The sequence below is a fragment of the Clavibacter tessellarius genome (genome assembly GCF_001618005.1).
Taxonomy (GTDB): domain Bacteria; phylum Actinomycetota; class Actinomycetes; order Actinomycetales; family Microbacteriaceae; genus Clavibacter; species Clavibacter tessellarius_A.
On the sequence record NZ_LQXA01000029.1, the window covers coordinates 1 to 12,904 of the forward strand.

The 12,904-nt window shown below is 74.4% G+C and carries 13 protein-coding genes; 8 read left to right on the forward strand and 5 right to left on the reverse strand.

The features are described 5' to 3' along the window. Positions 1 to 565 (forward strand): hypothetical protein (locus tag AWH51_RS07390; protein WP_063071457.1); only part of this gene is annotated, 565 nt, incomplete at its 5' end. 77 nt (positions 566 to 642) lie between these two features. After that, positions 643 to 1,746, forward strand: coding sequence for an FUSC family protein (locus tag AWH51_RS07395; protein ID WP_063071458.1), 1,104 nt, complete (start codon positions 643 to 645; stop codon positions 1,744 to 1,746). Here AWH51_RS07395 and AWH51_RS07400 read toward each other — a convergent pair. Continuing rightward, positions 1,732 to 2,700, reverse strand: coding sequence for an EamA family transporter (locus tag AWH51_RS07400; RefSeq protein ID WP_063071459.1), 969 nt, complete (start codon positions 2,698 to 2,700; stop codon positions 1,732 to 1,734). The two genes, AWH51_RS07395 and AWH51_RS07400, sit on opposite strands and share 15 nt — an antisense overlap. A gap of 73 nt (positions 2,701 to 2,773) precedes the next feature. Here AWH51_RS07400 and AWH51_RS07405 point away from each other — a divergent pair, with 73 nt between their 5' ends. The 3 genes from AWH51_RS07405 (at position 2,774) to AWH51_RS16255 (ending at position 5,183) form a co-directional block, all read left to right on the forward strand. Beyond that, on the forward strand, positions 2,774 to 3,334 hold the full coding sequence (locus AWH51_RS07405) for a CGNR zinc finger domain-containing protein (protein WP_175345485.1): 561 nt from the start codon (positions 2,774 to 2,776) through the stop codon (positions 3,332 to 3,334). Between the two features lie 147 nt (positions 3,335 to 3,481). Next, the gene (locus tag AWH51_RS07410; RefSeq protein ID WP_063071461.1) at positions 3,482 to 4,195 is read left to right on the forward strand and encodes a hypothetical protein; all 714 of its coding nucleotides are present in this window, start codon (positions 3,482 to 3,484) and stop codon (positions 4,193 to 4,195) included. A 337-nt stretch (positions 4,196 to 4,532) separates the two neighbouring features. Further along, the gene (locus AWH51_RS16255) at positions 4,533 to 5,183 is read left to right on the forward strand and encodes a hypothetical protein (RefSeq protein WP_063071462.1); all 651 of its coding nucleotides are present in this window, start codon (positions 4,533 to 4,535) and stop codon (positions 5,181 to 5,183) included. A gap of 25 nt (positions 5,184 to 5,208) precedes the next feature. Here the strand turns inward: AWH51_RS16255 and rsmI are convergent, their stop codons facing one another. Beyond that, entirely contained in the window at positions 5,209 to 6,024 is an 816-nt protein-coding gene (rsmI, locus tag AWH51_RS07420; protein ID WP_063071463.1) for a 16S rRNA (cytidine(1402)-2'-O)-methyltransferase, read from the reverse strand. Further along, positions 6,021 to 6,254, reverse strand: coding sequence for a hypothetical protein (locus AWH51_RS07425; RefSeq protein WP_063071464.1), 234 nt, complete (start codon positions 6,252 to 6,254; stop codon positions 6,021 to 6,023). Before AWH51_RS07425 ends, rsmI begins: the two co-directional genes overlap by 4 nt. Positions 6,255 to 6,743: 489 nt before the next feature. Here AWH51_RS07425 and AWH51_RS07430 point away from each other — a divergent pair, with 489 nt between their 5' ends. Continuing rightward, the gene (locus AWH51_RS07430) at positions 6,744 to 7,187 is read left to right on the forward strand and encodes a DoxX family protein (RefSeq protein ID WP_063071465.1); all 444 of its coding nucleotides are present in this window, start codon (positions 6,744 to 6,746) and stop codon (positions 7,185 to 7,187) included. Between the two features lie 96 nt (positions 7,188 to 7,283). Here the strand turns inward: AWH51_RS07430 and AWH51_RS07435 are convergent, their stop codons facing one another. After that, complete coding sequence (locus tag AWH51_RS07435; protein ID WP_063071466.1) at positions 7,284 to 8,204, reverse strand: hydroxymethylglutaryl-CoA lyase; 921 nt, start codon at positions 8,202 to 8,204, stop codon at positions 7,284 to 7,286. Further along, complete coding sequence (locus tag AWH51_RS07440) at positions 8,201 to 9,445, reverse strand: CaiB/BaiF CoA transferase family protein (protein ID WP_063071467.1); 1,245 nt, start codon at positions 9,443 to 9,445, stop codon at positions 8,201 to 8,203. Before AWH51_RS07440 ends, AWH51_RS07435 begins: the two co-directional genes overlap by 4 nt. 268 nt (positions 9,446 to 9,713) lie before the next feature. Between AWH51_RS07440 and treS the strand changes: the two genes are divergently transcribed. Both treS and AWH51_RS07450 read left to right on the forward strand, forming a co-directional pair. Then, positions 9,714 to 11,972, forward strand: a complete 2,259-nt coding sequence (gene treS, locus AWH51_RS07445; RefSeq protein WP_063071468.1) for a maltose alpha-D-glucosyltransferase — start codon at positions 9,714 to 9,716, stop codon at positions 11,970 to 11,972. 148 nt (positions 11,973 to 12,120) lie between these two features. Beyond that, the gene (locus AWH51_RS07450; RefSeq protein WP_063071469.1) at positions 12,121 to 12,789 is read left to right on the forward strand and encodes a hypothetical protein; all 669 of its coding nucleotides are present in this window, start codon (positions 12,121 to 12,123) and stop codon (positions 12,787 to 12,789) included. The last annotated feature ends 115 nt before the right edge of the window (positions 12,790 to 12,904 follow it).

Consider the following 12,904-nt stretch of genomic DNA (forward strand, 5'->3'; position numbering starts at 1 on the left):
CGGCACGCTGTCGGCCGTGGGCGCGCTGCCCGCGGCCGACGGGCCGCGCGACCTCGCCGGGCAGCCGGTGCAGGCCGACGAGACCGCACCCGCCGGCGACGGATCCGCGCAGCCGGCCGTCGACTCCGGCCTCGGCCGCCTCCGGGCGCCGTCGGTCGGGCTCGACGTGCCGCTCGGCGCGGTCGACGTGGTCGGCGGCGTCGTGGATCCGCCGGGGTTCACCTCCGCGTACCGCGTGCGCGACCTCGGGGTCGCGCCCGAGCGGGCGGCGGACGGCACGGTGTTCGTCGTCATGCACTCGGTGCGCGGCGGCGGGATGGGCCCCGGCGACCTGCTGATCGACGACGAGGCGGGGAGCGCGCGCATCGCCCCCGGCGCGGAGATAGAGGTGGCAGGCGTCGACTACGCCGTCGGATCCAGCCGGGCGGTCGCCAAGGGCGCCCTGCCGGACGACGCCGCGGTCTGGGCGGACACCCCGGGCCGCCTCGTGGTCATCACCTGCCTCCAGCGCGCGGACGGCACCCCGTCGCGCGACGACATGGTGATCGAGGCGACCCGCGTCTGACGCCCGGCCGCCCCCGCGACGCGGGGAGCGCGACGACCGATGCGGTCGCGCGCTCCCCGCCTCGCTAGCCTCGGGTCATGGGGATCCACCGCGTCCAGCACGCCGTCGTCGGCGCGTGGCGCGCCGCCACCTCCCCCGACCGCCTCCTCCTCGCCGCGAAGACCGCGCTCGCCGTCGGCATCGCGTGGGCCGTCGCCCCCTACGTGCCCGGCGTGGCGAACGAGTACCCCTACTACGCGCCGCTCGGCGCGCTCGTGAGCATGTACCCGACGCTCATGGGATCCGCCCGCACGGGCCTGCAGACGCTCCTCGGGCTCGCGGCGGGCATCGTCCTCGCCACCGCGGTGATCCTCACCTCCGGCCCGACGTGGTGGTCCATCCCCCTGATCGTCGGCATCGGCGTGATCCTGTCCGGCTCCGGCTGGTTCGGCGCCGGCCGCGAGTACGTGCCCATGGCCGCGCTGTTCGTGCTCATCATCGGCGGGCAGGACGCCGACACGTACTCGCTCGGCTACCTCGTGCAGATGGCGGTCGGCGTGGTGACCGGGCTCCTCATCAACGTGCTCATCGCGCCGACGCTGTCGAGCGGGCGCGCGGCGGCCCGGATCAGCGCGTTCCAGCGCGAGGTCGCCCAGCGGCTGCGGGAGGTGGGCGACGCGGTCGAGTCCGACTCGCCGCCCACGCACGCCGACTGGATCCGCGCCAGCGAGGACCTCGCCGGCACCGCGCGGGCCGTGCGCGCCGACCTCCGGGAGGCCGACGAGAGCCGCAAGGGCAACCCGCGCGCGCTCGTGAACAAGCGGGACGTGCGCATCGACCACGCCCGGCTCGAGGCGATGGACCAGATCGTCTTCCACGTCCGCGACGTGTCCGCGGCCCTCGCCGACACCATCTGGCAGCAGCGCGGATCCATCGCCCTCGACCACGGCATCGGCGCGCCCATCCGCGACGCCTGCCACGCGGTCGCCGACGTGCTCGACCTCGACGACCCGGACTCCCCCGAGCGCCACCGCGCCATGGGCGAGGCCGCCCGGCAGGTGCGGCTGCTCGTGGAGGCGGTGGACGAGCAGTCGCAGGAGCTCGGCCGCGCGATGGGACCGGGCGTCCTCACGGCGATGCACCTCAAGCGCGTGCTGCGCCACCTCGAGCCGGTGGACGCGGCGGAGTCACCGGCCCCGTAGCGCGGCATCCGGGCCGGTCGCCGGCATCGGGCCCGGCGGCAGCGCCTCCGCCCGCGCGTCGAAGCGCACCGCGACGATGCCCGCCACGATCAGCGCACCGCCCACCAGCTGCAGCGCCGTCAGCTCCTCGCCGAGCAGCAGCCACGCCCAGGCGCCGGCAGCGGCCACCTCGAGCAGGCCGACGAAGGACGCGAGGCGGGATCCGAGCATCGCGCTCCCCGTGATCCCCGCGCCGTAGGCGAGCGCGGTCGCGACCACGCCCACCACGAGCATGGGCACCCACCACGGCACCACGCGCCCGAGCATCTCGACGTCGGCGACGGACCCCGTGAACGGCAGGATCCCGGTGAGCCCGACGAGCCCCAGCACCGCCGCCGCGACGAGCAGCCCCGCGGCCGCGAGCGCCACGGGCGGCAGGCCGTCCGCGCCCCGCGCCGCGATCGCGAAGTAGCCCGCGCAGCCCACCATCGCGCCGAGCGCGAGCAGCACGCCGACCGGATCCAGCGCCCCGCCGCCCGACGGCGACACCACGAGCGCGAGCCCGCCGGCCGCCGCGACGGATCCGAGGAGCACGGGCACCGCGGGCCGCCGCCGGCTGGTCGCCCACGCGACCGCGACGAGCAGCAGCGGCGCCATGAACTCGATGAGGATGGCCGTGCCCACGGGGATCCGCTCGATGGCCGCGAAGTACATCCCCTGCGCCCCGGCGACGCCGACCAGCGCCATGCCGAGCACGCGCCGCCAGGCCCGGAGGACGGGCCGCAGGTCGCCGCGGAGCTGCACGAGCGCGACCGGCGCGAGCACCAGCCCGCCGATGAGCGCCCGCAGCGCCACCGCCGCGACCGGGCTCCAGCCCGACTCCAGCAGCGGCTTCACGAACGCGCCCGAGAGCCCGAAGGACGCGGCGGCCACGATCGCGAGGACCAGGCCGGTGGTGAGGTGGCGTCGGGGCATGGTGCTCTCGTCTCGTCAGGGGCCAAACGACCTACGCCCCTGACGCTAGACTGGTCGCGGATAAGGAGTCAACTTGCATTTCACCCCTGACACCGAGGACGTGCTCACGTTCGACGCCGTCGTCCTCAACACGGCGCCGCGCGCCACCCGATCCGGCACCGACCTGCTCGCGACGCCCGAGCAGCTCGAGGACCTCATGACCCGCAGCGGCTTCTCCGGCCGCTTCGACCGCGACGACCGCGAGCTCCAGGAGGTGCGCCGCGCGCGCACCCGGCTCCGCGCCATCTGGACCCTCGACCGCGACGACATGGTCGACGCCGTGAACGAGCTGCTCGCCCGGCACCGCGCATCGCCCCGGCTCGTGCGGCACGACGCGCTCGACTGGCACCTGCACGCGACGCCCGACGACGCGCCGCTCGCCGACCGGATCCTCGTGGAGGCCGCGATGGCCCTGGTCGACGTCATCCGCTCCGGCGCCACCGACCGCCTCCGCGTGTGCGCCGCCGACGACTGCGACGGCGTGCTCGTCGACCTCAGCCGCAACGGGTCGAAGCGCTTTTGCAGCGTGCGCTGCGGCAACCGGATGAACATGGTCGCGTTCCGCGAGCGGCGCGGGTCCACGCCTCCCGCGTGACGGCCGGCGACGCGTGCGGGCGCGTGGAGGAAGCGCACGCGCCGAGGCGCCCCATCCCTACGCTCGGGTCGCACGCGGGATCGGGACGCGGATGCCCTCGATCCTCCCGACCGCGCCGCAGCACCTTCCTCCCGTCGAAAGGCTGTCATGACGCTTCGCCCGCTTCCCCTCCCCCCTCGGGGAGCCGCCCGCTCCCGCCGCCGCGGAACGCTCCGGACGACCCCCGGCATCGCCGTCGTCGCGCTCGCCGCCGTCGTCGGCTCCCTCCTCACGGCGGTCGCACCCGCCCACGCCTCGGAGTCGACCCTCGCCGAGGCCCGGACCGCGATCTCCTCGTCCGTGAACCACGGCACCTACACGGAGGACCTCCTCTCCGGGAAGGTCACCGTCGACCAGCTCGTGGACGTCACCATGGATCTCCGATCCACGGGGCGCATCCCGAGCGCCGGGCCGGTCCTGAGCCGCGCGGAGGTCACCCAGCAGGCCGTCTCGGCCATCGCCAGCCTCCGCGCCGTGGCCGCCGCTCCGGCCGCACCCACCCTGACCGGCTCCTCGCGCTCCCACGCGTCCACCGATCCGCTCGTCGAGGACAAGCACTGGTGGAACCACCTGACGCACTGGTTCGGCTTCAAGGCGGACGCCCTGACGCTCGTCGGCGCCGGCGCCGCGAGTGCCGCCGTCGGCGGCATCCTCGCAGGCGCCTGCTTCGCCAGCGGCAACGTGATCTGCGGAGGCCTCGCCTTCCTGGCCACCGCCGCCGTCGCCTTCATGGTCGCTGCAGCCGGGAACTGCCTCGCCCAGCACCATGCATTCCTCTACGTCAGCGTCCCGAACTTCAAGGCCAGCGGATGCCGCGACTGATGGCGTGACGCACGACCCCACGGGATGACCTCGCCGAGACGGGCCCCACACGGGCGCGCCCGTGCGGATGCCCGGATCAGCCCCAGCCCACCGCCCCGGTCGCCGCCTCACGAGGAGGCGACCGGGGCGGTGTCGCGTCCGGGCGGGCCGTTCGCACGGCGCCCCTCTGTGCAGGGCGTGCATGCGTGCTGTCCGCCCGTGCCTACGCTCTCCGATCGCGGGGGCGCGGCCCCCGCGTCTGCGCCGGGTCGCCCGCCCGGCACCCCCATGAGAGGACGTCATGACGCATCGCCCTGCCCCGCATGCTCCCCGCACCTCACGGCGCCACCGGACCCGGATGGGACGCGCCACCACCGGGGTCGCCATCGCCGGACTCGTCGCCATCGCCGGCTCCTTGCTCACCGCTCCCACCCCCGCCCACGCCTCCGAGGCCGCCCTCGACGGCGCTCGCGCCGCGATCTCCGCCTCCATGAGCCGGGGCACCTACTCGGAGGACGTCCTCTCCGGGAAGATCACCGTCGAGCAGATCGTCGACGTCGACCTCGCCGCCCGCGCAGCGATCCACGCGGACGCGACACGGATCCCCACCCGCGCGGCGCTCATCCGGCAGACCACCGAGGAGATCGCCGACGTCCGCATCCACGGGGCCGAGCCGACCACCCCGGAGCTCAGCCCCTCCACCGGATCACGCCCCGCCTCCGACCCCCTGGCCGAGGACAAGCACTGGTGGAACAAGGTCACCCACTGGGCCACCATCTCGGTGAACGCGCGCAAGGCGTGGCGGGCGGGGGCCGGCGCCGCCGGGATCTCCGCCGTCATCTTGGGCGCCTGCCTCTTCGAGGGCGTCGTCGTCTGCACAGCGGTCGCGGCGATCGGCGTCGCGGTCGCGGCCTCCCTGGCGTCGACTGCCGCGTGGTGCGTCGCGCACGATCAGCCCGTCCTGTACGTCAAGGTCCCGGACTTCACGAACAGCCACTGCGGCGACTGACCGGGCAGCCGGTCCCGCGCCGTCGTCACCGCGCCTGGAGCGCCGCCTGGTACAGGTCGCGCTTGCCGAGGCCGGTCGCCTCGGCGATGGTGCCGGCCGCGTCCTTGAGGCGCGCGCCGTCGGACACCAGCTCGAGCACCTGGGCGACGCCCGTCGCGAGGTCCACCTCGAGCGCGGCTGCGCCCTCCGCGACCACGACGATCTCGCCGCGCACGCCCTCCGCGGCCCAGGCGGCGAGCTCGGCGGCGGATCCGCGGCGCACCTCCTCGTAGAGCTTCGTCAGCTCCCGGCACACGACGAGCCGGCGGTCCGGACCCCACTCGGCGACGACGTCATCGAGCGACGCCTGGAGCCGGTTCGGCGACTCGAAGAACACCATGGTGCGGCGTTCGCGCACGAGCTCGCGGAGCACACGGCGCCGGTCGCCGCCCTTCCGCGGCAGGAAGCCCTCGAACGTGAAGCGGTCGGTGGGGAGTCCGGAGACGGCGAGCGCGCTGAGCACGGCGCTCGGGCCGGGGATCACGGTGACGCGGACGCCCGCCGCGGCCGCCGCCTCCACCAGGTGGAAGCCGGGATCGGAGATGGCGGGCATGCCGGCGTCGGAGAGCACGAGCACGTCGGTCTCGCGCGCGAGCTCCACCAGGTCGGCGGAGCGCTCCTGCTCGTTGTGGTCGTGCAGCGCGATGAGGCGCGGCCGGTTCTCGACGCCGAGCGCCGTCAGCAGGCGGATGGTCGTGCGGGTGTCCTCGGCGGCCACGACCGTGGCGGAGGACAGCGCCTCCACGAGCCGCCGCGACGCGTCGCCCAGGTTGCCGATGGGGGTCGCGCCGAGGATGATCACCGGTCGATCATCCCATCCGTGTCGCCCCCGCCGCGGATCGCGTTGGCGATGCCCAGGCCGATCGTGAAGATCCCCAGCGGCACGCCGAACAGGATGATGCCGGTGCCGCGCCCGGCCCGCAACTCGCCGAAGACGCCCGTGAGGCCGAGCACCGAGACCACGCACAGGCCGAGCCCGAGGATCCAGAGACCCCACGTCTCGCGACCTCGGGACCGGCTCCGCAGGAACACGCGTCAGCCCGCGTCCGGCGCGCCGGCGCCCACCGCCGCCAGCACCATCGGGTCCGCGCAGCCGCGCGCGTAGCCATCGATGCGGCGGGACTCGACGCCGGGCACGGATCCGTGCTGGCACGGCGCGCGCGGGCGGCGAGGGGCGGGCGGGCGCCCCCGTCCACGGGCGGGCGACTTGACGGCTCGGGACCATGGCACGTACGTTCGTTGAGCGTTCAAGAATGAGCGCGAGGGGCTGGGGGCACCGGGGACCGCGCCGATCGCGCGGCGGTCCCGCCGCGGCATCCGCCTGATGCCGCCATGGACCTCGATCGTCCCGGCACGATCGTCGGGCGTCCACCCGGGCGCGACCGACGGGGTCGCGCGGCCTCCGCACGGCGTGATCGCCGTGCCCGAGGAGACCGACGCGGACCGATCCGCCCCTCGTCGGCGGACCTCCCGAGGCCGCCGGCCCACCACCAGGCACCACCGAACGAAGGAGAACCCCGCATGCGCACGCTGCTCCACCCCGCCCGCACGACGCCCGTCCTCCAGGACGCCGCCCTGCTCGTCGCCCGCGTGGCGATCGGCTTCATCCTCATGGCGCACGGGCTCCAGAAGTTCCTCGAGTACACGCTCGACGGCACCACCGCCTCCTTCACGCAGATGGGCATCCCGGTGCCGGCCGCGGCGGCGATCTTCGCCGCGACGGTCGAGACCGTCGGCGGAGCCGCGCTGATCCTCGGCCTCCTGACCCCGGTGGTCGCGGCGCTGAACATCGTCAACCTGCTCGGCGCCTTCTTCGTCGTGCACGCCAGCAAGGGCATCTTCGTCGACGCCGGGGGCTACGAGCTCGTGCTCGCCCTGATCGCGGGCCTCGTCGTCGTCGCGCTCGTCGGAGCGGGCCGCTTCAGCGTCGACGGGCTCCTCGGCCGCCGCAGCCGGGCCGCCTGAGCGGGCGCCGTCCGAGCGGGGACCGCCCGATCGGGAGCCGCCTGCGCGGGGGCCGGCTGCGCGGGGGCCGGCCGCGGCTGGCACCGGCCGACCGGATCAGGCGTCCGCGACCACCCAGGGGAACGCCCGCGCGGTGGAGCGGGCTCCCTGCCGGGCCTTCGAGCGGTTCGGCTCGCCCAGGTCGCCGAGCAGCCGCTCGGATGCGCGCACCAGGTGGGCGAAGGCCGCGGTGGTGAGCCAGTCGGGGCGCAGCGCGAAGACGAGGTCCTCGGTGGCGGTGTTGCCGCTCGCGCCCGGAGCGAAGGGGCATCCGCCGAGCCCGCCGAGCGCCCCGTCGACCACCGTCGCCCCGGCATGGATGGCGGCGAGCGCGTTCGCGACGCCGGCGCCCCAGGTGTCGTGCCCGTGGAAGACGATCTCGCGTTCCGGCGTCTCCGCGGCCACGCGGCCGACGAGGGACGACACCTGCTGCGGATGCGCCTGCCCGAGGGTGTCGCAGATCACGATGTCCTCCGCCCCCGTCGCACGCGGGTCGTTCGCGATGTCCATCACCCGCCGCTCGGGGACGACGCCGTCGAAGGGGCAGGTGAACGAGGTCGCGATGCACAGCTGGATGCGCCCGCCCACCCCGTGCGCCAGATCCACCGCCTCCGGCATGGCGGCCAGGCTCGCGTCGGTGGTCCGGCCGATGTTCGCCTGGTTGTGGGCGTCGGACGCGGAGAGGCAGTACTGGAAGTTGCGCGCCCCCGCGGCCGCGGCGCGCGCGACGTGCCGGGGCGTGGCGACCCACACCCACGAGCGCTCCCGCTCCTCCGGCGTCAGCGCGGCGATGACCTCGAGCGTGTTCGCCATCGGCGGCACGACATCGCCGCGTGCCATCGACCCGACCTCGAGCTCGGGGACCCCGGCCGCGAAGAGGGCCCGGGCGAGCTCGACCTTGCGCTCGGTCGGCAGCATCCGGCCGGTGAGCTGCAGCCCGTCGCGGAGGGTCACGTCGCGGAGCCGGACGCCGGTCATCGGACGCCCGCCGCATCGTCGTCGTCGCGGGTCGCGCGGTGGTCGTCGAGCATCGCGAGCACGTCCTCGGTGTCCTGGCCCAGCTCGGGAGCGAGCGTGCGGATCGGGAGGGAGCGGCCGCCGAGGACGGGCACGATGCCGGGGAATCCGACGCCGGGGATGATGCCCCCTCCCGTGTCGACGTCGAACTGCTGGATCATGTCGCGGGCGGCGTACTGGTCGCTGGAGCTGATGTCCGCGGCCGTGTAGATGGGCCCGGAGGGGACGCCCGCCTCGTCGAGGATGGCCAGCGCCTCCGTCGCGGTCCGGGTCGCGGTCCAGGCGCCGATGGCCGCGTCGAGCTCGTCGCGGCGCAGCCAGCGCCGGTCGTTGGTGCCGAGGTCCTCGTCCGCGGCGAGGTCGGCTCGGCCGATGACCTCCATCAGGCGCGGGAAGATGGCGTCGGCGTTGCCGGCGACGACGATGCTGGCGCCGTCGGCGCACGTGTAGGCGTTCGACGGGGCGATGCCCTCCATGCGTCCGCCGACGCGCTCCCGCCTGATGCCGTGGGCCTGGTAGTCCGGGATGAGCGACTCCATCATCGAGAACATGGCCTCGTTCAACGCGACGTCGACGACCCGCTCGTCGAGCGGCGCGGGCGGGAGACCGGCGGCGCGTCGCGCCTCCCTCTGGTACAGCCCCATCATGACGCCGTAGCCCGCGTACAGGCCGGCGATGGAGTCGCCGATCGAGACCCCCACGCGCACGGGAGGACGGTCGGGGTCGCCCACGAGGTCGCGGAACCCGCCCATCGCCTCGGCGACGGCGGCGAAGCCGGGACGCTGCGAGAGCGGCCCGGTCTGGCCGAAGGCGGAGATCCGCCCGATGACGATCTCGGGGTTGATCGCGTCGAGGACGTCCGGTCCGATGCCCCAGCGCTCGATGGTGCCCGGTCGGAAGTTCTCGAGCACCACGTCGCACTCGGCGGCCAGCCGTCTGACGGCGTCGCGCCCCTCCTCCGTGCGCAGGTCGAGGGCGATGGAGCGCTTGTTGCGGTTGATGGCGTGGAACAGCATCGACGTCGTCGAACCGGCGTGCAGGCGCCACCTCCGCAGCTCGTCGCCGGTGCCGGGCCGTTCGACCTTGATCACCTCGGCTCCGAAGTCCGCGAGGAGGCGCCCGGCGGTGGGGGCGGCGATGAAGCTGCCGAGCTCCAGCACGCGGATGCCGGCGAGCGGGGCGATGCTCGATGCGTCGATCATGGTCGGCCTTCCTGACGGGGTGCGGGTGGGATGCGGAGGGTCGCGTCGAGCGCGACGACCGACGCTACCGAGAGCGCGACCGCGCGGGTCCCCCGATTCCCCCGGACGGTCCGGCCGCGCGGCGACGGCAGGGCGGGATCGGGTCGCGCGCCGGCGTCGCCGCCACCGCCCACGACGCCCGCGCATCCTGCGTACGCTCGTCGTAGCGGCCCCGCGGGCCGACGTCGCCCGTATCGGGCACGACGCACCACCACCCCGAGGAGCACCAGTGGACGACGCCAGCGAGCAGAACGCGATCCCCGAGCCGGAGCCCACCGAGATCACCTACGACGAGGACCGCTTCCCGGCGCGCCCCGCCCGGCTCCGCTCCCGCCCCCAGATGCGCGCGAGCGGCATCCGCCGGTCGTCGTCCGACCCGCGCGCCGCCGACGCGTCGAACCCCTCCTACGTGGAGTGGCTCCGCCGCCAGTCGATGCTCGGCGACGCCGACGTGCTGAGCCGCGGCCTCTCCGGCTCGCCCAGCATGTGGTCGAACCCGTACGCGCGCCCCGACGCGCGCCGCGCCATCGACACCGCCTCGGTCTGGTTCACCGCCTACCCGATCTCGCTCATCACCAAGCCCGGCGAGACCTACCTCAGCGCGCTCGGCGACCCCGAGCTGTGGGCGATCTTCCAGTCGATCGGCATCGAGGCCGTGCACACCGGACCCGTGAAGCTCGCCGGCGGCATCACCGAGTGGTCGCAGACCGCGAGCGTCGACGGCCACTTCGACCGCATCAGCACCCAGATCGACGCCGCCTTCGGCACCGAGGACGAGTTCCGCCGCCTCACCGAGGTCGCCGACCAGCACGGCGGCAGCGTCATCGACGACATCGTGCCCGGCCACACCGGCAAGGGCGCCGACTTCCGCCTCGCGGAGATGGGCTACAAGGACTTCCCCGGGATCTACCACATGGTCGAGATCCCCGAGGAGGACTGGCACCTCCTGCCCGACGTGCTGCCCGGCCGCGACGCCGTGAACCTCGACGTGGCCGCCGAGCAGGCGCTCGCCGACCAGGGCTACATCATCGGCCGCCTGCAGCGGGTCATCTTCTACGCGCCCGGCGTGAAGGAGACCAACTGGAGCGCCACCGCGCCCGTGCTCGGCGTCGACGGCCGCACGCGCCGCTGGGTGTACCTGCACTACTTCAAGCAGGGCCAGCCCTCCATCAACTGGCTCGACCCCACGTTCGCCGGCATGCGCATGGTCATCGGCGATGCGCTGCACTCGCTCGGCGACCTCGGCGCGAGCGCGCTGCGGCTCGACGCCAACGGCTTCCTCGGCGTGGAGAAGAGCGTCGAGGGTCCGGCGTGGTCCGAGGGCCACCCGCTCTCGGAGGCCGCGAACCACCTCATCGCGAGCATGGTGCGCAAGGTCGGCGGGTTCTCCTTCCAGGAGCTGAACCTCACGATGGAGGACATCCGCGACACCGGCCGCGTGGGCGCCGACCTCTCCTACGACTTCATCAACCGGCCCGCGTACCAGCACGCGCTCGCGACCGGCGACACCGAGTTCCTGCGCCTCACGCTCCGCACCTCGCTCGAGGTGGGCGTCGAGCCCGTCACGCTCGTGCACGCGCTGCAGAACCACGACGAGCTCACCTACGAGCTCGTGCACTGGGCGACCGAGCACTGCGCCGACGTGTTCCCGTTCCGCGGCGACGAGATGACGGGCGCGGACCTCGCGGAGACGATCCGCGGCGACCTGCTCGAGGAGCTCACGGGCGAGAGCGCGGACTACAACCACGTGTTCACGACGAACGGCATCGCCTGCACCACGGCATCCGTCATCGCGGCCGCGCAGGGCTTCACGACGCTCGACGCGATCGGGGACGACGACGTGGCCGGGATCCGCGCCGCGCACCTCCTGCTCGCCAAGTTCAACGCGTGGCAGCCGGGCGTCTTCGCGCTCTCCGCCTGGGACCTGCTCGGCGTGCTGCCGCTGCACGCGTCGCAGGTGGCCGACCTCATCGAGGGCGGCGACACGCGCTGGGTGCACCGCGGCGGGCACGACCTGCTCGACGGGGCGCCCGAGGCGACCGGATCCGCGTCCGGCATGCCGCGCGGCCGCTCGCTCTACGGGTCCCTCCCCGCGCAGGTCGACGACCCGTCGTCGTTCGTCTCGGGCCTCCGCAGCGTGCTCGAGGTGCGCGAGCGCTTCGACGTGGCCGTCGGCACGCAGGTCGACGTCCCGGACGTGGGCCACCACGGCATGCTCGTGATGGTCCACCGCCTCGACAACGGCGACGCGTCGGGCGACGCGCGCCTGCAGCTCACGGTGCTGAACTTCACGGGCGAGCCGATCCTCGCGACGGTGCGCTCCGAGGAGCTGCCCGCGCGCCGCACCGTGCGCGACGCCACCACGGGCGAGGAGGTCGGCACGGTCGACGACCTGTCCAGCTTCCCCGTGCAGCTCGAGCCCTACGCGGGCCTGTTCCTGCTGCTCGACGAGGCGCCCGAGTCCGACGAGGAGGACGCCGAGCAGTAGGAGCGGATGAGGCCGCGCCCGCATCGCGGGCGCGGCCTTGTGCAGTCCGCCCACGCCCGGCGCCGCCCACGCCCTAGCTTCTGGTCTCGAACGGGCGCGATCGTGCCCGCCGGCCGCATCCGGCCGACCGCCGATCCCGAAGGCCACCATGACCTCGTCGTCCCCCGCCCTGATCCGTCCCCGCTCTGCCCTCCGCGCCCTGCTGCGCGCGCCGCGCCTCGGGTCCGGCATCGCCATCGTCGGGATCCTCGCCGTGGTCGCCTCCCTGACCTGCGCTCCCGCCCCCGCACGTGCCTCGGAGGCACCCATGGAGGTCGCCCGGGCCGCCATCTCCGTCTCCGTCGATCGCGGCTCCTACGAGCACGACCTGATCGCCGGCCGCATCACCCCGGACGAGGTCGTCGACGTCGTGATCGCCGGGCGCGCGGCCGGCGTCCCGACGTCCGACCGCGCCGAGCTGGTGCGCCGGGCGACCACGGAGATCGCGCAGCTCCGGCGGTCCGAGGCCGCGCCTGCTGCGCCCTCCACGTCGCCGGTCTCCGCGAGCGCGTCGATCTGGAGCCACTTCAAGCACTGGGCCACGTTGAAGGTCGAGTCCCGGAAGCTCGCGTTCGCGGGCGGCGGGGCCGCCGGCGGCATCTCCGCCATCGCCGGGACCTGCTTCGGCTTCGCCCTGTTCGTCTGCTCCGCCGTGCTCGCCCTCGCCGCCGGCGTCGCCCTCGGGCTGATGGCCCTGGCGCTCTCCTGCATCGGCGACAAGCAGCCCTACACCTACGTCAAGATCCCGGATGTGACGAACAGCCACTGCGGCAGCTGATCCACGAGGTCGGGGCGGCGATCGCTCCCGAGTCCAGGCGGGCCGATCGGCGACGGACCTCCACGGGGACGAGCGGGGGTCGCCACTGAGCGTCCGCGGCCCGGGCGGCCTCTCG